The sequence below is a fragment of the Psychrobacter sp. genome (genome assembly GCF_030457785.1).
Taxonomy (GTDB): Bacteria; Pseudomonadota; Gammaproteobacteria; order Pseudomonadales; family Moraxellaceae; genus Psychrobacter.
In genome coordinates this window covers 1-22,682 of sequence record NZ_JAKDUI010000012.1, presented here as the reverse complement: position 1 = coordinate 22,682, position 22,682 = coordinate 1, and the positions used below count along the sequence as shown (strand labels likewise).

General features: G+C 44.1%; 19 protein-coding genes. 7 read left to right on the top strand and 12 right to left on the bottom strand.

The window, feature by feature from the left end; all coding sequences use genetic code 11:
• Positions 1-233: 233 nt before the first annotated feature.
• Complete coding sequence (locus L0J61_RS01485; protein WP_301464549.1) at positions 234-662, bottom strand: Rrf2 family transcriptional regulator; 429 nt, start codon at positions 660-662, stop codon at positions 234-236.
• A 258-nt stretch (positions 663-920) separates the two neighbouring features.
• Here L0J61_RS01485 and L0J61_RS01480 point away from each other — a divergent pair, with 258 nt between their 5' ends.
• A complete protein-coding gene (locus L0J61_RS01480) occupies positions 921-1,562 on the top strand; it encodes an NAD(P)-dependent oxidoreductase (protein ID WP_301464548.1) in 642 nt (213 codons plus the stop codon).
• A 326-nt stretch (positions 1,563-1,888) separates the two neighbouring features.
• Complete coding sequence (locus L0J61_RS01475) at positions 1,889-2,566, top strand: alpha/beta fold hydrolase (RefSeq protein WP_301464547.1); 678 nt, start codon at positions 1,889-1,891, stop codon at positions 2,564-2,566.
• A gap of 39 nt (positions 2,567-2,605) precedes the next feature.
• On the opposite strand, the gene L0J61_RS01470 is transcribed toward L0J61_RS01475, so the two are convergent.
• The 4 genes from L0J61_RS01470 to L0J61_RS01455 form a co-directional block, all read right to left on the bottom strand.
• Positions 2,606-3,913, bottom strand: a complete 1,308-nt coding sequence (locus tag L0J61_RS01470) for an HRDC domain-containing protein (RefSeq protein ID WP_301464546.1) — start codon at positions 3,911-3,913, stop codon at positions 2,606-2,608.
• A gap of 384 nt (positions 3,914-4,297) precedes the next feature.
• A complete protein-coding gene (gene recR, locus L0J61_RS01465) occupies positions 4,298-4,891 on the bottom strand; it encodes a recombination mediator RecR (protein WP_301464545.1) in 594 nt (197 codons plus the stop codon).
• Positions 4,892-5,014: 123 nt separating this feature from the next.
• The gene (locus tag L0J61_RS01460) at positions 5,015-5,344 is read right to left on the bottom strand and encodes a YbaB/EbfC family nucleoid-associated protein (protein WP_301464544.1); all 330 of its coding nucleotides are present in this window, start codon (positions 5,342-5,344) and stop codon (positions 5,015-5,017) included.
• A gap of 93 nt (positions 5,345-5,437) precedes the next feature.
• Positions 5,438-6,712, bottom strand: a complete 1,275-nt coding sequence (locus L0J61_RS01455; RefSeq protein WP_301464543.1) for an O-succinylhomoserine sulfhydrylase — start codon at positions 6,710-6,712, stop codon at positions 5,438-5,440.
• A 371-nt stretch (positions 6,713-7,083) separates the two neighbouring features.
• Here L0J61_RS01455 and L0J61_RS01450 point away from each other — a divergent pair, with 371 nt between their 5' ends.
• The 3 genes from L0J61_RS01450 (at position 7,084) to dusA (ending at position 11,450) form a co-directional block, all read left to right on the top strand.
• Complete coding sequence (locus tag L0J61_RS01450) at positions 7,084-8,727, top strand: phospholipase D family protein (RefSeq protein WP_301464542.1); 1,644 nt, start codon at positions 7,084-7,086, stop codon at positions 8,725-8,727.
• A 241-nt stretch (positions 8,728-8,968) separates the two neighbouring features.
• Positions 8,969-10,270: an MFS transporter gene (locus L0J61_RS01445; protein ID WP_301464541.1), complete on the top strand. Its 1,302-nt coding sequence runs from the start codon at positions 8,969-8,971 to the stop codon at positions 10,268-10,270.
• A 208-nt stretch (positions 10,271-10,478) separates the two neighbouring features.
• The gene (gene dusA, locus L0J61_RS01440; protein ID WP_301464540.1) at positions 10,479-11,450 is read left to right on the top strand and encodes a tRNA dihydrouridine(20/20a) synthase DusA; all 972 of its coding nucleotides are present in this window, start codon (positions 10,479-10,481) and stop codon (positions 11,448-11,450) included.
• Between the two features lie 7 nt (positions 11,451-11,457).
• Here the strand turns inward: dusA and L0J61_RS01435 are convergent, their stop codons facing one another.
• The 4 genes from L0J61_RS01435 to L0J61_RS01420 all read right to left on the bottom strand — a co-directional run bounded on the left by L0J61_RS01435 (position 11,458) and on the right by L0J61_RS01420 (position 17,677).
• The gene (locus tag L0J61_RS01435) at positions 11,458-12,249 is read right to left on the bottom strand and encodes a CPBP family intramembrane glutamic endopeptidase (RefSeq protein ID WP_301464539.1); all 792 of its coding nucleotides are present in this window, start codon (positions 12,247-12,249) and stop codon (positions 11,458-11,460) included.
• Positions 12,250-12,333: 84 nt separating this feature from the next.
• Positions 12,334-13,221, bottom strand: a complete 888-nt coding sequence (locus L0J61_RS01430; protein ID WP_301464550.1) for an alpha/beta fold hydrolase — start codon at positions 13,219-13,221, stop codon at positions 12,334-12,336.
• Positions 13,222-13,354: 133 nt separating this feature from the next.
• Complete coding sequence (gene sppA / locus L0J61_RS01425) at positions 13,355-14,401, bottom strand: signal peptide peptidase SppA (protein WP_301464538.1); 1,047 nt, start codon at positions 14,399-14,401, stop codon at positions 13,355-13,357.
• 270 nt (positions 14,402-14,671) lie between these two features.
• Positions 14,672-17,677 (bottom strand): ComEC/Rec2 family competence protein, encoded by a 3,006-nt coding sequence (locus tag L0J61_RS01420; protein ID WP_301464537.1) that lies wholly within the window; start codon positions 17,675-17,677, stop codon positions 14,672-14,674.
• A 322-nt stretch (positions 17,678-17,999) separates the two neighbouring features.
• Between L0J61_RS01420 and L0J61_RS01415 the strand changes: the two genes are divergently transcribed.
• On the top strand, positions 18,000-18,575 hold the full coding sequence (locus L0J61_RS01415; protein ID WP_301464536.1) for a DUF2062 domain-containing protein: 576 nt from the start codon (positions 18,000-18,002) through the stop codon (positions 18,573-18,575).
• A 45-nt stretch (positions 18,576-18,620) separates the two neighbouring features.
• Here L0J61_RS01415 and lolD read toward each other — a convergent pair whose 3' ends face one another.
• Both lolD and L0J61_RS01405 read right to left on the bottom strand, forming a co-directional pair.
• The gene (gene lolD / locus L0J61_RS01410; protein ID WP_301464535.1) at positions 18,621-19,301 is read right to left on the bottom strand and encodes a lipoprotein-releasing ABC transporter ATP-binding protein LolD; all 681 of its coding nucleotides are present in this window, start codon (positions 19,299-19,301) and stop codon (positions 18,621-18,623) included.
• A gap of 104 nt (positions 19,302-19,405) precedes the next feature.
• Positions 19,406-20,641: a lipoprotein-releasing ABC transporter permease subunit gene (locus L0J61_RS01405; RefSeq protein ID WP_301464534.1), complete on the bottom strand. Its 1,236-nt coding sequence runs from the start codon at positions 20,639-20,641 to the stop codon at positions 19,406-19,408.
• A 459-nt stretch (positions 20,642-21,100) separates the two neighbouring features.
• Between L0J61_RS01405 and L0J61_RS01400 the strand changes: the two genes are divergently transcribed.
• A complete protein-coding gene (locus tag L0J61_RS01400) occupies positions 21,101-22,075 on the top strand; it encodes a hypothetical protein (RefSeq protein ID WP_301464533.1) in 975 nt (324 codons plus the stop codon).
• Positions 22,076-22,266: 191 nt separating this feature from the next.
• Here the strand turns inward: L0J61_RS01400 and L0J61_RS01395 are convergent, their stop codons facing one another.
• Positions 22,267-22,656 (bottom strand): SCP-2 sterol transfer family protein, encoded by a 390-nt coding sequence (locus tag L0J61_RS01395; RefSeq protein ID WP_301464532.1) that lies wholly within the window; start codon positions 22,654-22,656, stop codon positions 22,267-22,269.
• Positions 22,657-22,682 lie beyond the last annotated feature (26 nt).

Sequence of the window (22,682 nt, the reverse complement as noted above, 5' to 3'; positions counted from 1 at the left end):
TAGTATATATAGTAGGCTCATCCAACATTTAAATAAGAGCAGTTGAGTGGATAGAAATAGCTAAAAACTTACTAAACACTATCAAACGGCTGATTAGCACCTCGATACTATCTATGCCTGTTTTCTTGTTTCGCTGGAGCTCGTCTCATTTTTATTACTACTTTCAACATTAGAGTATGGTCATATATCATAATCTTTCTTATGAAAAATCATAAATCATATCCTAAAAACCTCTATTCTTGACTGCGAATTTGCTCAATCACATCCGCAAGCGTTGAACCTTTTAGCTCTTCTCTTAAAGCATCTTCTACCCGATGCAAGATCGGATTAATTGCTGATTGAATATGCATTCCTACCAAACAGCGCTCACTGGTATCTTGATGCACATCAAACAACGCTTGCGACTTATTGTCTGCATATACCGCATCATATACCGCTAATAGCGGAATCTGCTCTGCTGGCTTCACTAAACGTGCACCAGCAACCCCAGCTTGTGTATGAATCAGCCCTGCTGCTTTTAATAGACTCATGATCTTACGAATCACCGCTGGATTGGTATTAACACTAGAGGCAATAAAGCTTGATGACGTTACCTCATCTTGATAGATATCCAAGACCGCCAAGATATGAATCCCGACTGAAAAACGTGTCGTAATAGACATAGCGCCTCTTTCCTACTTGTTTGTTTAATAATCTACAGAGTAACATTTTGAGCAACTCACTAGTTTTGACATTTTACGGTCTACACACATTTATAAAAAGACAATAATTGTCCAATGAAGATTATTAGTTGACTTTAATGAGTCTTCATTTTACCATACCTGTAACTTAAATGATTACAGGTTAAATTAGTATTGAATATTGGTTTCAATACTAACCTCAACATTTCAATACTCATTATTAATGAATAGGAATATATTATGAAAATTGCAATTATCGGTGCTACAGGTCAGGCTGGACGTTTGATTATGCAAGAATCTTTAGATCGCGGCCACAGAGTTACCGCTATTGTTCGCAGTCCAGAAAAGCTAGCACAAGAAAGTCCGATCGCTGTGGTCGAAAAAGATATATTTGCGTTGACCACTGCAGATTTGACGCCATACGATGTGGTGGTTAATGCGTTTAATGCGACTTTTGGTACGGAAGAGCAACACGCAAGCGCAGGTCATGTATTGATTGAGGCGCTAAAAGGCCAAACCAATACTCGCCTTGTTATTGTCGGTAGCGGTGGCAGCTTGTTCACTGATGAGAGCCGCAGCGAGCGTGTTCATGAATCGGCCGGTTTCCCTGCTCAGTTCTTAGATACGGCATTACAGATGCGAAAAAATTTGGAAGAGCTTCAAAGTACGTCAGATTTGAATTGGGTCTATCTAAGCCCTTGCGGTTTATTCGATGCAGAAGGTAAGCGTACAGGCCGTTATGATACGGGTACCGATGTGGCTTTGGTGAATAGCAAAGGTGAAGCTTATACTAGCTATGCTGATTTTGCTATTGCTATGCTTGACGAGATTGAGCAGCCTGAACACCGTAACAAGCGTTATGCGGTGGTTTCTGAGTCTTAAGTAATAGTCGGTATTAAGTATTACCGACTATTACTTATACCAAGTAGTCGATTGTTAGTATTGCTGTCGTTCACAGTGATACTAAAATTAATCCAGCTTAAATAGAGTCTATGAGGTCCTACGCTCCCCAACATCAGCTTTGAGATGTTGCCCTTTTTGATATAGAGAGGGTTTATGGAAATAAAGCATGGTTCCCTAGTGAGAACTTGAGATTTAATATGTAGGCTAATATTTACTCTCTGAAATATTCACAGTGTACTTCGTGGTATGCTCTAACACCATATGAGCCTATCATATCAGTTTACTTTTATTTTTCTGGAGCAAACATGCAACAAAAAAACCGCGTCATCCTCATTCATGGGCTGCATCAAACCGCATGGATTATGCGTCCGTTGGCTAAAACACTGCAAGCAGCAGGATTCGATACGCATCAATATGGCTATCGTAGTATGCGTGATGGCATCAAAACGAATAGCTCGCGGCTTAATAGCTGGCTAGAGGCAAATCATCACCCTGATCAACCGATCGACCTAATCGGTCATAGCTTAGGTGGCTTGATTATTCGTGATTTTGTCAACGAATATCCCAAATGGCAGATTGGACGCTGCGTGACTCTAGGTACGCCGCATAATGGCAGCATTAGTGGTGATTATATTTGGCGACTAGCGCCTGCAATTATCGGTAAATCATACGAGCAAGCTTTGGATGGCACGGTTGCACCCTTACCAAAAAATATCAGTTTAGGCGTCATTGCGGGCAATCGCCCTCATGGTGTGGGTCAGATATTTTTACAGTATCATAATCGAAAACTGCGCAAAGCGGACGTAGAGACACCCTCAGAAAAGCTCGCTCATGATGGCACAGTGTACATAGAAGAAACCAAACTAGAAGCTGCGACTGATCACATCATCATGTCAGTGTCGCATACTGGCATGTTGGTAAATAAAGAAGTCGCCAAACAAGCGATGTATTTCTTACAAAATGGACAGTTTAAACGCGGATAAGAGCAACGCTAGCAAGCTTTAGAGTTTAACCTCTGGTCATCAAGCACTGATACCCATACCTTGCTGCAATTCGGTTTTATGTTTTTCAATCATAGGAGTCAAGGTTTGCATTACCCAATCGTGACGCCAACCTTTTAATCCTTGCGGCAACGCCTTGCTGTCTTTGTCAAACGCAATCACTTCATACAATTGCCCCAGCCATTTCTTGCGCATCAATACGTTGGCAGGCACACCAATCGCTTCTGCATGCTCATCTATCACTTTTTGTACCGCCTTTGCGAGGGCTTTATTTTTCGAGCGATACGGTGGCAATAAACAAGCTGGATGCTCAGCAACTGGCAGGTTTTTTGCTTCTCTAACGGTCTTCAGCACCTCTTCACCATATAACCGCAACATATTACGGTGCATGGTAGTTTTGCGTGACAAATCTCGCATGCTATTTGGTTTTTCGGTGACAATCTCCCGCATGGCTTGTTTTTTGATAATGAAAGTTCGCGGCTGATTGGTCGCACGTGCTAATTCTTCACGCCAAGTTGTCACTGCTTGCAATATCGCCATCTGCTGCGAGGTATAACGATAGTCTGCCATCGTTAGATACACTTCTTCGTCTTCAAGATGCTGGACTTTATATAAGTCATTGGCATAAAGCTGACAATCTTCCCATACATAACCAAAAAGCCCTTGCTTTTTTAACTCGTATTCAAGGCTTAAATATAGCGCTGGTAAAAAGCGCACGTCATCTATCGCATATTGCTCTTGCTCATCTGAGAGTGGACGCTGTAACCAATCCGATTGGCTTTGCTCTTTATCGATGTGCATATCTAGTTGGTCAGCAAGCGCTTGTTGATAGCCCATTTGCAACTGGCCTGTCAAATAAGACAGCGCAATTTGAGTATCAAAGATATTGGTTAGCGGTGGACAGCCAGACAACAGATAAAAAATACCCAAATCCTCGCCGCAGGCATGCCAGATAGCCACGTCTACTTCAATTAATGCTTGCCATAGCTCATCCAATTGTAACTGAGGCGCATCTAGCAGATAAATACTATCGCCAGTATTTATCTGCACCAGTGCTAACCTTGGATAGTAAGTATCACGTTTGATAAATTCTGTATCTAACGCCACACGCCCACAAGTCGCCAAAGCATCGATAACTTCTGCTAATGCACCTTGCTCCCGTACCCAAGTAATCGACGCTGATTCTGCAATATCCAATAATGCATCGATATCTGGCTCTGTTGGCAAATCTACTGCCTCAGCATTCGCTGACGATCTCGATAAATCATCAGCCGCAGCATCGTCTGTTATATCGTCATGGTTAGAAGGGATAAAAGCGGTGTTTGACACGGTCAGATACCTACATAAATAAGGGAAAGTAAATCGCTCAATCTCATTTTGAAAGAGACGAAGCGCAAGCAAATATAACAAAAAAAACAAATGAGGCTCTAGGGCGTGTCCTCATTTTGAGAATGGTGGTAAAAATGAGATAAATTGCCACCAAACAAAAGTAATAGCGCAAATAGTGTCAAGATATTAGTCAGCTATTCAACACCGTTTGACAGATATTTGGCTATTTTTAGCCCATTGAAATGCTACTGTTCAGGTTGCGGACATGCCCTACAACCATATCATGAAATAAAATAGTCAGGCATTGATTTTAAAATAAAAGTCATTCGTAACGCCTGCGATTACTCTCATTTGTGAATACTATAATAAGTACTGTAATAGCTACTATAAAAAAGAACGGTTTTGTAGTGCTTGCCCAAGTGTCATGCTATCTAGATATTCAAGCTCACCACCCATCGGCACACCTTGTGCCAGACGCGTGACTTTATCGACATGGCGACTGACTGCTTCACTGATGAAATGTGCGGTGGTTTGTCCTTCGACCGTCGTACCAGTTGCCAATATCAACTCCTGAATAGGTTCTTGTTTGACACGCCAAACCAGCTGATCAATATTCAAATCATCGGCGCTAATACCATCAATCGGGGATAAATGCCCGCCTAAAACGAAATAGCGACCCCGATAACCTGCGGTTTGCTCTATCGCCATCACATCTGCCGCCGTTTCGACCACGCATAGCAACCCATCATCACGCCTTGGATCTTGGCATAACGGACAGACTGAGTCATCACTAAAACTATGGCAGCGCTGACATTCAACGATGTCACGCATTGCTTCATCCAATGCTTGCGCAAGCGCCATGCCTTGTGGACGTTTTTTAGTCAGTAGATGTAGCGCCATACGCTGGGCACTTTTTTGTCCAACGCCTGGCAACACACGCAGCTGTTTTACCAGCTGATCAAATTTGGCTGTCAGCAAAGTTACTTCCTTTCTTTATAAACCATAGCTATAAAAATGGGGTCGTATCCTGTCGATAACAACCCCATCTCATTCATTGATGTGCAGCTTTTATAACCGGTTTTGTCTTTTAAAACCAGCTGTTTAGAACATGCCTTGCATGCCTGGTGGCAGACCCATACCTGAGGTAGCACCTGCCATCGTTTCTTCATACAGCTCATCCGCTTGGCGAACTGCATCGTTGATGGCGGCAGCGATTAAGTCTTCAATCATGTCTGGTTCATCTTCCAATAAGCTTGGGTCAATAGTCAAACGCTTGACCACATGGCGGCCTGTCATAGTGACTTTTACCAAACCACTACCGGCTTCAGCTTGTACTTCTTTGTTGCCCAGCTCTTTTTTAGCGCTTTCGACGTTCGCTTCGACCTTCTTTTGCATCGTTTGTGCTTGTTGCATCAGTGCTTGAATATTCATAGTTGCCTCTTGTTTTTTATAGTCATGCGTATTGCAATGAGTGGTTATTGATTAGATAAAATAAATTTGTTGACGTCAATTATACCGTTATCTTTACAGACTGTCTAAACCGCGCGCCAAATCTTTGATGATATCATCTACATCCTCTAGCCCGACCGACAGACGTATAAGACCATCTTTTACCCCTGCTTCTGCTCTGGCCTCAGGGGTCAAGCGAAAGTGCGTCGTCGTGGCTGGGTGGGTCATGGTCGTCTTGGCATCACCCAAATTATTAGTGATAGATACCATTCGCGTTGAGTCGATCACATGCCAAGCAGCTGATTTTTCATCAAGATTACTCGATGGTTTTACTTCAAAACCCATGATCGCCCCGTAACCATCTTTCATGTGATGTTGACGGCCTGCCAGCTCATGAGCTGGATGGTCACTCACTCCTGAAAAATGCACAGTGCTGACATTAGGATGATTGACTAAGAATTCAGCCACTTGATTGGCATTTTGACAATGCGCCTGCATACGTAATTTGAGCGTCTCCAGCCCTTTAGTAAATACCCAAGCATTGAATGGGCTCATACTGATACCACCAGAGCGTACGACAGTGAACGCCTCTTGCATTAGCGTATCGCTGCCCACCAGCGCCCCACCCAATACTCGACCCTGACCATCTAAGTATTTGGTCGCAGAGTGAATCACCACATCGGCGCCCAACTCTAACGGACGCTGCAATGCAGGCGTAGCAAAGCAGTTATCGACGACCAACAAGATATCATTCGCTTTACATAACTGGCTTAAATAACCGAGATCACAGATTTGCGCCAACGGATTACTAGGGCTTTCGCAATAAATCACCTTGGTATTTGGCTGAATGGCATTTGCCCAAGCCTCATTATTAAAGCAATCAACGTAGCTCACTTCCACACCAAACTTTGCGACATAGTTATTGAATAAACCAATAGAAGAGCCGAATAGCTGATTGGCTGCTAGCAGATGATCGCCTGCTTTTAAATACGCCAAACACATCGTCAAAATCGCACCCATACCTGAAGCAGTCGCTACCGCCCGTTCGCCTTTTTCCAGTGCAGCTAAACGACGTTCAAAGGTTCGCACACTCGGATTGGTATGGCGTGAATAAACGTTGCCTGTTTTGGTGCCGTTGAAATGCGCCGCGGCATCGGCAGCTGACTGATAGACGTATGAGCTGGTGGTAAAGATTGGTTCAGAGTGTTCACCTTCATCTGTACGATGCTGCCCTGCTCGCACGGCGACGGTCTGCATACCGTAATCTAACCCTAAATCTAAGGCATCACTGCACCAGTTTGGATCTAATGTATTTTGCGAGTTATCATCCTGCGTTTGCGACTGGCTCATAATTTTTCCGTTACTCTAACTATTAGAAAATGACTGCTTGTTATTTGGTTGTCGACTTAGAGCGTGTCACCGATTAACCCACGTGAACTTTCAGTGTCCTCAAACCTTGATGCTATTAACATCTAAGTGATGGTATGCCCTAACTCACCAGCGCTATCATAGCATGCCAACTTATTCCAAACATCTGGTTTCAAGGACTGGTTAAATATTGTTTTTGAATACCAAAGTAAGCCTAGGGCATGAAACCCACTCGCACTTGCAACCATTTACTGAAGACACGTCCTAATCAGTGTTATTATTACAAAATAATTCAGGTTGAAATCTAGAAATCGCTCATTAATTCGATAAGCGGTCATTAGGGTGAGTCAGTTATGTCGTCGTTTAATATAAAACCAAACAGTTTAAGGTTGGGATTAACTTTCAGCCTGACCATGAGTCTTAGCGCATGCCAGAACTTGCCTGACCAACCACACCTTCCTGAGAGTCAAGCACTCTCTGCAAAAGTGACTGCCCTGTACCAACATAACGATAGCGGCCAACCGACAGGGGCTAATACCGTTAAAGCCGATAAGACTAAACTGATCGAAGCCATCAGTGAACAAAAGGATATCCGTCCTGACTTATCAGGCTACCACCCAATAGTCACTGGTGCCAATGCGTTTGCTGCACGCAGCATCTTGACAGACATGTCCGCCCACAGCATCGATGCGCAGTATTACATTTGGCATAACGACCAAGCTGGGCAGCTGTTATTAAAAGACTTATGGGCGGCAGCTGAGCGTGGGGTCATTGTGCGTTTGTTGTTAGATGGTTTTAACAACAGCACAGAACTCGATAAGCACTTACTACGATTTGCCAGCCATCCAAATATAGCGGTACGCATTGTAAACCCGCTGATGCATCGTAAATTTCAAACATTGAACTTCATTACAGGTTTACCACGAATCAATCGCCGTATGCATAATAAAAGCATGACCTTTGACAAGCAGATCACCATCATCGGCGGGCGCAATATTGGTAATGAATACCTCAGTAATGATGAAAACAGTCAGTTTGCCGATTTGGATGTCCTGTTAATCGGTAAAATCGTCGCAGACATCGACAACAGCTTTGCCAGTTACTGGGATTCCCCATTGTCATTCGATATCGAGACACTCGTCAAACTCGATAACACAGATACCACCGACTTTTTAGCTGCATTAGACCAGCTGGGTTATGACGCAGACAACAATACCAATAGCAGCTTGACGGTTTATAAAGCAGCAGTCGAATCCTCTACGATCGACGAAGACTTGGTCGGTAAGCAAGTGCCTTTCCGCTGGACGGATATGCAGTTCCTAAGCGATCATGTCGGCAAACTTGATAAAACCGTTTCGTCCAACAGCAACTTGGTCCATCAGCTACGCAACTTGCTAGGCACTCCCACAAAACAGCTAACGATAATCTCGTCTTATTTTGTACCTACCAAAGATGGCGTCAACACTTTGGTGCAGTTGGCTGAAAACGGTGTCAACATCAAAATCCTGACCAACTCGTTCGATGCCACCGATGTGACTGCTGTCCACTCTGGCTATAGTCAATGGCGACCAGCGCTGCTTCGCTCAGGAGTAAAAATTTATGAGTTAAAATCTACAGCCTCCAGAGAAAACCGTGATAACAAGCTATGGAAAGCTCGCAGCCAATCATCGACCAGTTTGCACGCAAAAACTTTTGCCGTCGATGACCACCAAGTTTTTATTGGTTCCTATAACGTTGATCCACGCTCTGCTAACATCAATACCGAAATGGGCGTCGTCATCAACGACAATGAGCTGGCTGACAGTTTACATGCAGCGCTGAGCGACGACTTATTGCGTCAAGCTTACGAAGTGAAATTGTTAGATAATGGCGGTCTGCAGTGGCACACCATAGAAGATGATAAAAAAATCGTTTATCACTCAGAACCTCGGGTTGATATAGGCGATCATATTTGGCTAACCATTATGTCTTGGTTACCAATTGACTGGCTGCTATAACCAGTATCGAAAGAACTGCTCATTCAATAAGTTTCAAAACATCCATAGCTTTTAAACAACGTATCGTCATAATATACTGACGGTCCTTTTCCCTCTAAATCTTAACCCAAAAATATTCAATACGACTTTCGCAGTGGTTCATTTTTTGTAATTCAATTTGTTGATTTTTGTTTCGTCGGTTAGAGTGATAGTAACCGGCTCAGCGACCGCTTCAACATATGCTCTAGGTGTGTGATTTATTATGCCCTCTCGTTCTCAATATGCACTAATGTCCTCTAAAGATAAAAATATAGTATGGTTTATTAGCTTTAGTAGTGCCGTGGCTTTTTTCGCTTTTTTGATATATCTATATATTTCAGATATTGTCGCGTCTGCGATCTTTTCGGGAAGTAGTGATCCAAGTACTACAAAGCTACAAGGGATTGGCCTGTTTGTTGTCGGTTACCTAGCACGTCCACTCGGCGGTGTGCTTTTCGGTCGCTATGCGGATATCAAAGGGCGAAAACCTCTCTTGATGATCAGCATGCTCGTGAGTACACTGAGCTTACTTGCCATGGCATCTCTGCCCACACGTGCGGGTTGGGAAGCGATTACTCCCACCTTATTCATTTTATTACGACTGATACAAGGCATGGCATTTGGCCTCTATGTGCCAATAGCATGGGCTTTCGTCGCAGAGCATGTTCCACGGCAATATATGTCAGTCACTTGTAGCTATGTCACTGCCAGCTTTTTTGTGGGGGTTTTATTTTCAAATGCGTTCTTTATCTGGTTGTCTGGTTTTATGACGACAGAACAGCTGATTGATTATGGTTGGCGTTTGCCATTCTTTATCGCTGCGATATTAAGCGCTGTTCCACTACTGGCATGGCGGTTCATTAGTGAGACACCTTTTTTTGTTGCCATGAAACAGTCACAACCCAGCAATTACGTGGCAAAACCTTTTACCCTTCTTTTCAAGCACTGTAAGCACTCAGTATTTATCGGCATGATCCTGACGCTACTCATGTCTAGTGTCACTGCTGTCATTATCATTTTGCTACCCGACTTAATAGAGCTGCGATTCACGCTAGATGCCGACTTATTTGGCTTTTCACATAGCCTGGGGATTGTCTTTATGATTTTTGGCTGTGTGTTTTACGGCATTATATCCAACTATCAAAATTTTGGTAAAATACTTGTGATCGGCTTTAGCTTACTCATTGCAGCGGTGCTTGCATTTTTCTATCACTTAGACGCAGGTGGCGACTACGTCCTCATCATGTATGCGTTGTTAGGTTTTTTTGCCGGCATTATCGGCATGGTACCTGCTATTTTTGTCCAGCTATTTCCAATCAATGTGCGTCTAACAGGCATGGCTTTTTGTTATAATATCACCTACGGTGTCGTTGGTATTTCAGTGCCGTTCGGTCTTAGTTATGCCACTACTTTAGTGAGTTTTTCTCCTGCTCTGTACATTGCGTTTATCGGCTTTATCGGTATCATAATGGGGCTTTATTTTTACAATCTGCCCGAATTCAAAAGTATTGACCATACCATCTAACGTGTGGCACTGGTTCAGCTACATTAAAGCGTTAAACATGGCTCTCACAAAAACTGTTTATAAAGTGAAACACGCAATAGAAATAGCTAAGGTGTGATGGGAATTCTAGCCCGTTGCACCTTCTGCGTTTCTTGAGCACTCAAATCAATAAAAAGTGAGCGTAGCCGCAAAGCAACCCTCATAGACTCAAATATTAAGGCCAATACCTATGGTTGATATGACCAATAAACGACTGTCCGTTGCTCCTATGATTGATTGGACTACGACCGATTACCGTTATTTTGCACGGCTTTTTAATCCGCACACCTTTTTGTACACTGAGATGATCAGCACAGGGGCGTTGATCCATGGACACAGAGATCGACATCTGCGTTTTGATACACTTGAACACCCACTCGTATTGCAGCTTGGTGGTGCAGACAACAACGAGATGACACAGTGTGCTGAGTTTGCGCAACGTTATGGCTATGATGAAGTTAATATCAATGTTGGCTGCCCGTCAGATCGCGTACAGCATAACAAAATCGGTGCTTGCTTGATGGCAGAGCCTGAAACCGTTGCAGAACTGGTCAAACACATGCAGCCAGCAGTCGATATTCCGGTGACAGTCAAGCACCGTATCGGCATTGATGATTTTGATAGCTATGAGTTTATGGTAGATTTTGTAGAAAAAGTCGCTGCGGCAGGTTGCACTCGTTTTATTGTCCATGCCCGTACTGCATGGCTACAAGGTCTTAGCCCAAAGCAAAACCGTGAGATACCGCCACTTCGATACGATGATGTTTACCGTCTCAAACAAGACTTCCCTACACTAGATATAGAAATCAATGGTGGTATCGAGACAGTCAAAGACATCAAAACACATTTGCAGCATGTAGATGGCGTGATGATTGGCAGAGCCTTTTATCACAACCCTTATTTACTGGCCGAAGCCAATAGCTTGTGGGATATGCCTGCACCTAAACGCTCAGACGTATTAGCACAACTTTATCCATATTTGGAAGAGCAAATTGCTAAAGGCGAAGCCTTACCAACGATGACGCGGCATTATCTGGGTCTGTTTCAAGGGCTCATGGGCGCTCGAAAATGGCGACAAGCTTTAAGCGGGAAGCCCCAGCTTACACTCGATGATGTAAAGCGTGCTGCTGACGAAGTCTTAACGCTAAATCCTGATATATAAATCTCTGCTAAGCTATCTGCGCCATATACAGCCACATAGCAGCACCGTTATTGATGGTATGTAGCAGGATTGGCAGCAGTAGCGAGCCTGACTTGAGACGTGCATAACAAAATACCAAGGCCAGCACCACAATAGTACTGATTTCATAAATACCGTACTGCACATGAATAACTGCAAATATGAAGCTGGTCACCACGCTCGCAACGATTGCCCCATGATGCTTTGAATACGATGCTCCAGAGAACTGCTCAGCAATGGCTGACCACAAGATACCGCGAAAGATCAACTCTTCATAAAATGGGGCAACGATTACCATCGCAAAAATCAGCAGCCACACTGATATCACAGATTCAAACAGTGGGTCAACGAAGACCAACGGGGTCTCACCCAAAACGTACGTCAATGCCTGACTACCAATCATAAATACCAAAAGCAAACCAAACATGCCTATGGCGACTGACAAAGAAAAAGGCGTGAGCGCTAAGTACTGACGTACCACACCACCTTTGAGACGAATCGTCAAAATACTAATGGCGACCAACAACACACAGCCCACCATAATAGAAAGGCTCACAACCGTGCCATCACTACTCCCAAACAAGAAAATATCGGCCATCGTTGAATTCTTAGCAGCAGGTAATACGAGCTTGCCAGCGATATAAACGCCTAGCAATTGGCTAATAAAAAACGAGAAGACCATCCCCACCGTCAACAGGAATGCACCCAAGCGTGAAAACAGTGGCGCACGCTCATCTGTGCCTGTCGCTAGGTTTTGTGAAAAGGTTGAGTTTTTTGGCATATGATCGTCACTTAAGATAAGTTGCTATCAATCCACAGGGTTAATTCGTTTAGTCGTCATCGATTATTGAATTGATGACACCTCTTAGCTTAGTTGCTGCTCAATCAATGACAATACCTGTCGTGAGACAGAGTCAGGATGTTCAAGTGGGAACATGTGCCCGCCCACATGGGTCTTAAAAGGGATGCCCAGTCGCGATTTGACTTGCTGAGGAAAACGACGTTTTAAGAACAAACTATCCTCACCTATAATTAAGGTAGCTGGCACTTCAGGACCACGATTTGGTGCAAGCCAATACCAAGATGGATTGGTACGAAATACTGATACCTCACTGGCTTTAGGAATAGCCAATGTCACTTTGCCGTCCGCACGCTCATGTAATCCATGTTCAATATAGCCTCGAAAACTGCGCTCATCAAAGTTCTTAAAAAAACCTTTAGATCGCATTTTTTCATAGGCATCATCGCGACTTTCCCACACGTCACGGCGATGCTTAGATATTCCTGATGGTGACAACTTATCCATCAAGTAGTTATTCATGAACGGCAACCTGTCTATGGTCTTTGCCATGTGCCATAGTAAGCTGGTCTTTCCGTATATCCACGGTGGATCCATCAGTACCGCTTGGCTAAAGAGCTTTGGCTCGCGATAGAGCGCTTGTAGTGTACACATCGCTCCAAGCGAATGGCCCACGGCCACGACTTGTGCCACCCCATGCTTGGAGCAGGTTTGTCCTACACTATCAATAATCTGTTGTGTCAAACTGCGCCAATGATCATCGACTGGATAGTCAGGCGTATTACCTAACATCGCGATATATTCAATCGTAAAAAACGCTGCCAAATTTTCGAAGAACGGCTGGTACACCGCACTTGGCATGCCATTGGCATGGGCAAAATGCAGAACGGGCTTGTTCGTTAATGTAGAGACAGGTAAGGCAGTATAGCGCTGCAAATCGTTTTCATGGCTCATAACGTCATAACTCATAACAAAGTTTCGTTAAGTCTCGTCAAATTATTATTAAACGTGACATACAATTAAGGCTGAGCATATTGCTAAGCCCAGCCTTAATCATCATACACAATCACATAAAAACATAAAGCAATTAACGCATCTGCGCATTGCCCTCTTCTTGTGGCAAGATATCAAAATTGATACTTGAGCCTACACCTGCTCCCAACTGTACGGCAAAACGATCCATAAATAACTGGAACGGGTCTGTTGGGCTATAGTTGATAATAGTATCCACCTCTAACTGTCTCTCTAAGCTTGAGATGCTGCCTTCTTGATCTGCAAGACCCAGCTCAATAGACTGCTCACCTGTCCAAAACAGCCCTGAGAACAGATTGTTTTCTTCAGGATTTTGTAGACGGTCGCCACGACCTTCTGTCACCGCATCAATAAAATGCTGATGCGTATTGGCCAATACGCCTTCGACGTGGTTTTCTTCATACTCTGTCAATGGACGCGACAAACTCAAGATATCTTTATATTCACCGGCAGTGAGGGTACGGTCTTCTACACCAACCTTATCCATCAAGCCTTCGACGTTATAGCTTGGCATAATCACACCAATCGAGCCAACCAAACTGGATCGATTAACATATATTTCATCTGCTGCCGAAGCGATATAATAAGCGCCAGAAGCACCAATATCGCCAATCACAGCGTAGAGCTTTTTATCGGGATACTCTTGACGTAAATCCATCATCGTCTGCCAGATTTCGTCAGACTGCACTGGTGACCCACCAGGCGAGTTGATTTCTAAGGCGACAGCTTTAGAGTTACTGTTTTCAAAGGCACGAGTCAAAGATTCACTGACGTCATACGCATTGGTCACTTCGTCACTACTGATGACGCCTTGTAGTTCAACCACAGCCAAATGCGGACTGCTGGTATCGACACTTTCTAGACCAGTCGGCGCTTCGCTAGTGCATCCACGGCCTAGCGCTAAGAAAACAAACAAAATGTAACCAAAGGTTAAGAGCTTAAAAAAGATACCCCAGCGACGGGCACGGCGTTGCTCAGTCACACTAGCCAATAAAGTATTTTCTAACAGTCGCCATTCTTGTCCAGTCGGCTGCTGCTGTGGAGCTGGCTGATTTGGTGAGTTGTCAGGACGTTTGTTGGGATCTGGTGGCCAGTTGGGCATATAACTTCCTAAGTCAAAAGCAATCTAAAACGATAAAAAGAGAAATACAAATAATTAAGCAACTCAATCGTACTCTACGCATTTATGCAGCAAAGTCGCTGGGGTATGCTTTGGTTATGATGATAAAGGTATACTCAAATGAGTCTATAACCATAATTACAAAAGGTGGGACACTCTAAGCTGCTTAGTATGTTGGTATTCTCATCTTGGTTCAATAGTATAACCGCCAAATATCACCATATTGTAACACTGCAATGATAAGTCATTCTTTTACGGCGATTCATCAACTGAATTTAGCGACAAGGCCACCTCCAACATCTTATTATCATAGGTAATTAGGTCATCTATTTTTTGTCGTTGTATTACCTCAGACGTTATGTGTGACGTACTATGACCAAGCCATGTGCTATGAGAAAGTGCTGTCTGCTCATCAGTGCATAATAGTGGCCACAGCTGCCAGAGGCGCGAGTGGCTATCAGCGTTTAAAATAACACGTGACGGTGAGGTGCTGCTATTCGGAGACGACAGATCGCTATTATATGCTGTTTGCAGTGTCTGCGGAACCACTGATGATGACTTGAGTGGTGCCGCTGCATTATATCTTAACACCTTAAGCGGCAACTCTGTTTCGATCGCCAGCGTGCAATCCCAGACACTATCATCGGCAATCTCACGCCACCCTGTCAGCGCTTGTATCGAAATACTCCCGTTAGCCGATTGCCAGCTTTTACCTTGATCGCAGTACTGAGCACTGATATTGCGCGGAATGGTTGATCGGTTTATTGAATGATAGGCACTCTGTAATGCAGACCACTTATCAAAGCGCCCTGCCTGCCAGTACTGACTAATAGGTAAAGACTGATTGAGCTGTAAAACCGTCATTGGCAGTAATCCAAATGCGCCATCGACGTCCTGATGTGATGCTGTAGGGTGGACGTCATCATTCCGCGCTTCATTTAAGCCCTCGCTTAAACCAATGCTGCTGCTTTGCACAACGACGCCCTCTACCTTATCGACAGACAAGCTGCCCAATTGCTGCATCAAAGTTGCAGATAGTGTCTCTGCTGTCAAATTACTTTGCATCGTCCGCACCCCTTTCGGTCTGTGGTCGACTAAAAACAACCAGCTCGTACTGTCATTGCTGTTACCCTCATCATTAACAAGTGGATACTGTAATAAGTTGACACTGATATATGAGTCACCAGTCGGCAATATATATAGCGTCGGCCTCATCGTTAGCGATTGTTGATTGGCATACACTGTCATCATCAACAGCGTCAGAGGTGGCAAAGCCAACCAACGACTACAGACCCCTTTGGGCAACAACCAAGGCAATATGGTCAGTAGCATCATGAGCAGTAGTGCCATGTTTACTGGCGTGTACAACCATGCCTCGGATAGAGCTGGCAATGAAGTCAGCCAAGCCATCAGTTGGTGCAGACCTGCAATGATGGTACTTACTAACCCCCAAATACTATCGGCTATAGTCGGTGACAACAGATAAAAAAGACCAGCCAATAAGTTCAACGGCACAATCACCCAGCCAAACAAACCAATGGCAAACAGATTAACAATAAGGCTCCAGAGTGAAGCCTTGCCAAAGAGTAATAACGTGATGGGCAACAACGCAATGAATAACCAAAACTGCAACCTAAATATACGCTTGCTGGCTATCCAAACCCGGCCGACTATCCTATCTCGTACTTGAGTATCTCGATCAAACATTACTTGTGATTGCAAAGCGTCCGACTCATTTTGTGTATATGCATCATCGTCATACTTGAGCAATAGTGCCACTGCGATAAATGATAGCCAATACCCTGCCTGCCATAAGACATATGGATCTTGCCATGCCATGAGCACAGCCAGAGCGACCAGTACACGCGTAGCACTGACAGGCAGTAACGTTAACCGCACCAAACCTATCGCGAGCAGCATCCATGCGGTACGCGCTGCGGGCACGTCAAAGCCTGTAAATAACGCATAAATAAAAGCAGCACCAATCATCACCCACCAACGCACTTGCCAGCGCGGAATATAACGATAGATATTGGGGTATACCCGATTGCAAAGCCATATGACTGCCCCAGCCAGCACAATGGCTAGAAACAATACATGTGTGCCTGATATCGCCAGTAAATGCGAAATACCAGCCAGTTGATACAACACTGTGGTATCACGATTGATAAGGCTGCGATCACCTGTCAGCAAGCTCAGAGTAACCGCTTTGGATTGTTGCTGGTCAACACTATAGGTTGCCCAGTCTCGATAGAAATGCTGTCGTAGCAGCCAACGCCCTTGGTCAATACGACTGCGAAATCTCTGCAAGTATGACTGAGATGGTGTCTCTGATAGCAATCCACCGACATCGGAGGCATCCACCGAGGTAGAAGTAGTACTGCTAGCTAGTATGGTTGCTGTGCCGTCTAACTGTCGGGCACGTAACCAACGATAGCTATCAAAACCAGATGGGTTATTTACGGCTCGTTCAGAGGTTTCCAGTGGTGAAAGTATCAAACTCATCCAAAGCTGATCACCTGGTTGTAGCTGATTCAAACTCGAAAATCGACTGGGCTTTACTGAATCTTGAGAGACTTTACTTGGATAGGCATTGAGCAATACACGATAATTAAGATGGCTATCGCTATCAGCACTGTCATCAAAGTCGTCATAGATAAAATCACTGCTTAGGCTATTACTGCTATCGGTATGTTTGAGGGTGATATCAGTTAAATCCTGATCTGACAGTTCAGACACCAGCGGCGAAATATTGCTAATAGTAGCCACTTGTCGATAACCACTCGTCGTGGCATCATCATAAACGCTGTCACTTATCCCCTCGATAGTCACTAGCGCCTGCACACGCATCGGGTCAGTAACTTCTGTAGACTCTGCCTGTTGATGAGTGACCAATGCCAGAAAAGCACTTCCGACAACCAATCCGATTGCTAATACGGCCACTAGAGCATAACGAATGATACGAATAAAAGAGGTAGAGATACCTGACAGCTTACTTTTTGATAGCCTGCTCTCTGATGCTTTAATAGGTGTAGCCGTGGCTGATGATGCATAGCGGCGATGAGAAAAAGGCAAGTTTAAACGAGCCACTGCCATAAGAAAGATACTGATGATAATCAGTGGTAACAACAGTATTGGGCTGCTAAATATTTGGCTGTTATTGGCCTCTACGAATAACGCGGCAGTCGGCACGCTATCTGCAACTGATAACACGCCCATCATAGTGACAATAATCAAACCAGCAATCAACCAATACACCAGCGCTCCTTGCTTGATAACCTCGACGTTAATATTCAGCTAAAAAGATTACTATCATCATACACAATATTTGATAAATCAGACAGCGTTCCTGAGGCCAAAATGACAAGCCTGCCATTACGATCGACACATCATGCCATGGCATTTATATTACAATTCCCCTATACTGATTAGATGTATTGCGAAAACGATGAATCAACATCGTTATCCTATATATTCTGAGCAAACCCTTAGCCTGATTTTATATTACTCACATTACTTTTTTTAGCAGCCCATCAATGCGATTGAGCGGGCTATATAGTTAACGATTAAGGGCGATCATGTGCCAAAAAAACGTCTAAAAGACTTGTTGCCAACACCAGAAAAGCTTAATCAAAATCGCACTTTAAAACTGTTCGCCCCACAGTTAGCTGATCCACGTTTATGGCACTTCAATCGCCATAGCCTAAATAAAGCGGTTTACATCGGTGTGCTCAGTGCATTTTTCCCATTACCAGGACAGATGCTAATAGCTTTGATCGGCTCGCTTTTTTTCCGTGCCAATGTACCTATGGCACTTGGTCTGACTTGGATCACTAATCCACTGACCAGCTTACCGATATTTTATGCAGGCTATTATATCGGTGCCAAAATTATCGATGTACCGATGATCAGCTTGCGCCTAATCGGTCGTATGATCGCAGACTTTAGCTTATGGGCATTATCAGACGGTGCCAATCCATTCATTACTTATCGCGGTACCGTATCGATTACTGCCTTTTGTTTGGGGCTGACAATTCTAGCGATTATTAGCAGTATTATTTGCGGTCTGACATTTAAGGGGATTTGGCGCTACATAACGGTGTCCAACTGGCAGAAACGTCAAAAAGAGGCTTCTGACGATTCTCCTAAGTCCTAGATTGACTCAATTTTCACTGAAAATCTCTTCTTAAAAGTATCTTTATTAATAGTCTTCCCAATGACCATTACGCAACAAGAGCTGATGATCAGCCAAGGCAGCCAGATTGCGATCATGAGTCACCATTAGCAGCGCTGTTTTCATGGTGCTCTGCAACTCAGACAATAAACCAAATACGCTTTGGGCATTATCATAATCCAAGTTGCCAGTTGGCTCATCTGCCAAGATAAGCGAGGGCTTCGTGACCAGCGCGCGAGCAATAGCCACACGCTGACGCTCGCCGCCTGATAGCTCACCAGGCCTATGTGCCAGACGATGCTCCAGACCGACACTATTTAGTATCGCAACTGCCTGATCTCTAGCTTCAGTTGTGGATACTTTTGCCCGCATCAATAGCGGCATAGCGACATTTTCAACGGCTGTAAACTCAGCCAATAAATGGTGAAATTGATAAATAAACCCCAAATGCTGATTGCGCATAGCACCGCGCTCAGTCTCATTCATGTCATTCAACAACTGACCATGTAACCAAACTTCGCCAGTCGTTGGGGTATCAAGACCACCTAACAAGTGTAGCAAAGTGCTTTTACCTGAGCCACTGGTACCGACAATGGCGATGCGTTCGCCCGCATTGACGGTCAAATCCAAACCAGTCAATACTTGCGTACTGACTGCTCCTTCATCGTATATTTTATTGATGTTTTTCGCCTCTAAAATGGCAGACATGGTGTTTCCTTTATTCGTATTCTATTTCTACTGATGTCGATGGCGTATAGGCGCTATCAACAACCAACAGCGATGCATATTTATCAGCACAATTATCGATAAAACTACTCATATCGTAGCGTTTGAGCTGGCTGAATTTTAGCCGCACGGCGTGCTGGATAAATGGTTGCCAAAAAGCTCAAGATAAACGACGAACCCGTAATCAGCACCACATCCACTAAGCGTAGCTGCGACGGCAGATAGTTGATGAAATAAGCATCAAATAAATGAAGGCCAAAGCTCTGATTGATAAACCCTAAAATATCACTAACTGTCAGTGCAAATATAACGCCCAGTACTGTGCCAGCGATAGTACCGATAACACCGATGACTACCCCTTGAACCATAAAAACTTGGGTGATCAAACGAGGGGAAGCACCAAAGGTTTTTAGAATCGCAATATCTGCTTTTTTATCCGTCACTAGCATGACCAAGCTTGAAACAATGTTAAAAGCAGCCACCAAGATGATTAAGAACAACAGCAAGCCGACCATGGCTTTTTCCATTTGAATAGCACCAAACAGGTTGCCGTGTGTCTGTGTCCAGTCATTCGGAAACAACTGCTGAGGCGCTAGTGCCGCTGCTTTTTCTGCCGCCATAGGTGCGGTAAAAATATCATCAAGCCTCATGCGCACACCTTGTGCACCTTCAGGTAAACGCAGTAGCGTTGCACCGTCGCCCATCGGAATGAACGCCATGAGGCTATCAACCTCTGGACTGATGGTAAAAATACCCGTCAATGTAAACCGCTTGAACCGAGGTATCACGCCCGCAGGTGATGGCGATGCTTCTGGTAACACCAGCGTGACCTTGTCTCCCAATTGCAGTCCCAAGGATTGCACCATTTCTTCACCCAAGACGATATTAAAGTTACCGCTTTGCAAGGTATCGATACTACCTTCGACCATATGATCATCGATGATTGAGACGTCTTTTTCATAATCAGGCTCAATACCCGTGACCATAATTCCGGAAACCTGACCATTTGACGTCAGCATCCCTTGCAATTGTATAAATGGCGCAACCGCAGCGACCTCAGGATCTTTTTTAATCTCCTCGGCCAACCCTTCCCAGTCACTAATAATCTCTGATGAGACCACCGTTGCCTGAGGCACCATACCCAAAATGCGGGACTTCAACTCACGGTCAAAACCATTCATGACCGATAACACCGTGATTAAAACAGCAACCCCAAGAGTCAAACCAATCATTGAGATTAATGATATGAAGGATATGAAGCGATTGCTACGCTCTGCTCTGGTATATCGTAAGCCAATGAATAACGCTAAAGGACGAAACATATTCAAACTCTTTATCTTATCTACGTGCGATTTTATATATGTTTAAACCAAGTGGCGGCACTTGTATTATAGTTTATAGTCGTACCGACACCGACCACACTGACATATAACTCAAACACAACAATATAGTTTCAGACGAGCTCAACGCAGCCGTCGAAAGGCAGCTAGTTTGACACAATTTATCTTATATGTGCCAGTCATTAGACAAAACTGCCTATGTTTTTTGATAAAAACTGAGTTTTGTTATTATTTTTTATGAGAGACTTGCTATTCTTTGCCTCTATACCTATATATTGTATGCTAAGGACAATTTGTCATTAATCCCTCATTGAGGTTTGTTGGCCTTTCCTGAGTGACACTGCCCTCTATCACAAGCCAATTTTATAAGGTATTGGATAGCACATAAGTAGTGATTACTTTAAAGTCCAAACCTCACGCTGACTGAATTTTGAGTATCTCATGACTACTAATTATCAATACAAAAACATCCAAGCCCCCACTAAGGTAGCATTGGCTGATGAACAATCTGCTGGTCATGCTGACCACTGGCGTATTCTGACTGACGACGCGAGTAATAATGTGCCGGCATGGCTACAAAAAATGATCGAACACGCAGCAATGCCCAAAGGTCTCAATAGCAATGTCAGTGCGAAAGACAGCTGCTTGCTACTTTCTGAAGACCAACCTTGCCACATCAATCAAGTCTTGGCGATGAAAGACGGCCGACCCGAACGCTTTATCAATGCCTTTCCCTGTGTTGACAGTCCTTATGGCTTAAACTGTAAGATTGAACGCATCATTGCCAATGACAGTTCTCACGATGCCGTCTTACGCTTACGCTCGGCTGACGGTAGTATCATCTATGCTTTTGATCAACTTTATACTACCAACCGTCATCTATACCAACGCGACACGTCTTATTTTGTGAATTTCAGCGCCTGGGCTCATGAGTTTAAGATTAGCGAGCAAAATGAAGTCGTGATGGTCGAAGACCAAGAATCCATTCGCTACCATCGCGCTTTTAATGACATTGTCGCTGCCAACGATGGACAGATTCCAGATGACTTACAAGAACAAATCAGCGAGTGGAAGCCTAAAACGGAAGAACAAATGGCACCTGTCGAAATCAACTTGGGTCACATGTGCGCCTATTTGTTCGGAGATACCTTGGGACAAGAAGATGAGGCATGGTGCCAGGGTCAAGTACTCGGTAAGCAAGATACTGTGTTTAACGACAAATCCATCATCTTATTTGATGTGGTGATTCTCCGTGAACAAGACGCCGCTCCTTTCGTGGTACGCATTGGTGCACTTAATACACCAGAGACAGCCACGATCCAAGTTCACGATTATGTACAAGCAAACGTCTGGCTTCAGGCGGCAGTCTATAAAGAGAACCAAAAAGAGACCGCACAAACATCAAAAGCCAGCTAATCAACTGGTATAAGGACTGTCACTGCTCATAAAATTACCTGAACGCAGTGGCACGAACCGAACAAAAAAAGCCTCTGATAAAAGTATCAGAGGCTTTTTATTAAGCTCATTTCACCTATTTCTGTTGCTTGACTTGTGCCATCGCGAAACAGGTCAACGCACATTGAACTATTACTAATCCAATTATAAGTTTAAGCCATCGTCGTCATTGACTTGATGCGAGTGTACAACTCTTTTTGTTCGGTGCTTGGGCGAGCAGTCTGCACTGCCATCAATTTCGACATATCACCTTCCACGCGAATCTTGCCACCCATAAAGGCACCCATGATTTCATTGGTATCAAAATCAGTGATGATAGACTGCAAAATATCACGATCCAATAGCAAGATAGTCGTTGCTGCGTCGTTTAAACCACGATGTAACAAGCCTTCCGTAAAGTTGGCTTCGATATCTTGGCCTGCGTCAGATACTTTTAGGTTAACGATCATATCTGCAAGTGCTGGCGGCAAATTAAGCTCTCCCGCCTCATTACCCATTTGTTCAACTTTCTCAAACCACTCATCTGTCAAAAAAACTGCCATGTTATTATCCTTAATTAATATTCGGT

Excerpts from the sequence above, each read along its gene's own strand:
- dusA (WP_301464540.1), top strand. The coding sequence starts at position 10,479 with ATGGTTGATATGACCAATAAACGACTGTCCGTTGCTCCTATGATTGAT.
- L0J61_RS01480 (WP_301464548.1), top strand. The coding sequence starts at position 921 with ATGAAAATTGCAATTATCGGTGCTACAGGTCAGGCTGGACGTTTGATT.
- L0J61_RS01485 (WP_301464549.1), bottom strand. The coding sequence starts at position 662 with ATGTCTATTACGACACGTTTTTCAGTCGGGATTCATATCTTGGCGGTC.
- L0J61_RS01400 (WP_301464533.1), top strand. The coding sequence starts at position 21,101 with ATGACTACTAATTATCAATACAAAAACATCCAAGCCCCCACTAAGGTA.
- L0J61_RS01450 (WP_301464542.1), top strand. The coding sequence starts at position 7,084 with ATGTCGTCGTTTAATATAAAACCAAACAGTTTAAGGTTGGGATTAACT.
- L0J61_RS01460 (WP_301464544.1), bottom strand. The coding sequence starts at position 5,344 with ATGAATATTCAAGCACTGATGCAACAAGCACAAACGATGCAAAAGAAG.
- L0J61_RS01445 (WP_301464541.1), top strand. The coding sequence starts at position 8,969 with ATGCCCTCTCGTTCTCAATATGCACTAATGTCCTCTAAAGATAAAAAT.
- L0J61_RS01455 (WP_301464543.1), bottom strand. The coding sequence starts at position 6,712 with ATGAGCCAGTCGCAAACGCAGGATGATAACTCGCAAAATACATTAGAT.
- L0J61_RS01435 (WP_301464539.1), bottom strand. The coding sequence starts at position 12,249 with ATGCCAAAAAACTCAACCTTTTCACAAAACCTAGCGACAGGCACAGAT.
- sppA (WP_301464538.1), bottom strand. The coding sequence starts at position 14,401 with ATGCCCAACTGGCCACCAGATCCCAACAAACGTCCTGACAACTCACCA.
- L0J61_RS01395 (WP_301464532.1), bottom strand. The coding sequence starts at position 22,656 with ATGGCAGTTTTTTTGACAGATGAGTGGTTTGAGAAAGTTGAACAAATG.
- L0J61_RS01475 (WP_301464547.1), top strand. The coding sequence starts at position 1,889 with ATGCAACAAAAAAACCGCGTCATCCTCATTCATGGGCTGCATCAAACC.
- lolD (WP_301464535.1), bottom strand. The coding sequence starts at position 19,301 with ATGTCTGCCATTTTAGAGGCGAAAAACATCAATAAAATATACGATGAA.
- L0J61_RS01405 (WP_301464534.1), bottom strand. The coding sequence starts at position 20,641 with ATGTTTCGTCCTTTAGCGTTATTCATTGGCTTACGATATACCAGAGCA.
- L0J61_RS01430 (WP_301464550.1), bottom strand. The coding sequence starts at position 13,221 with ATGAGCCATGAAAACGATTTGCAGCGCTATACTGCCTTACCTGTCTCT.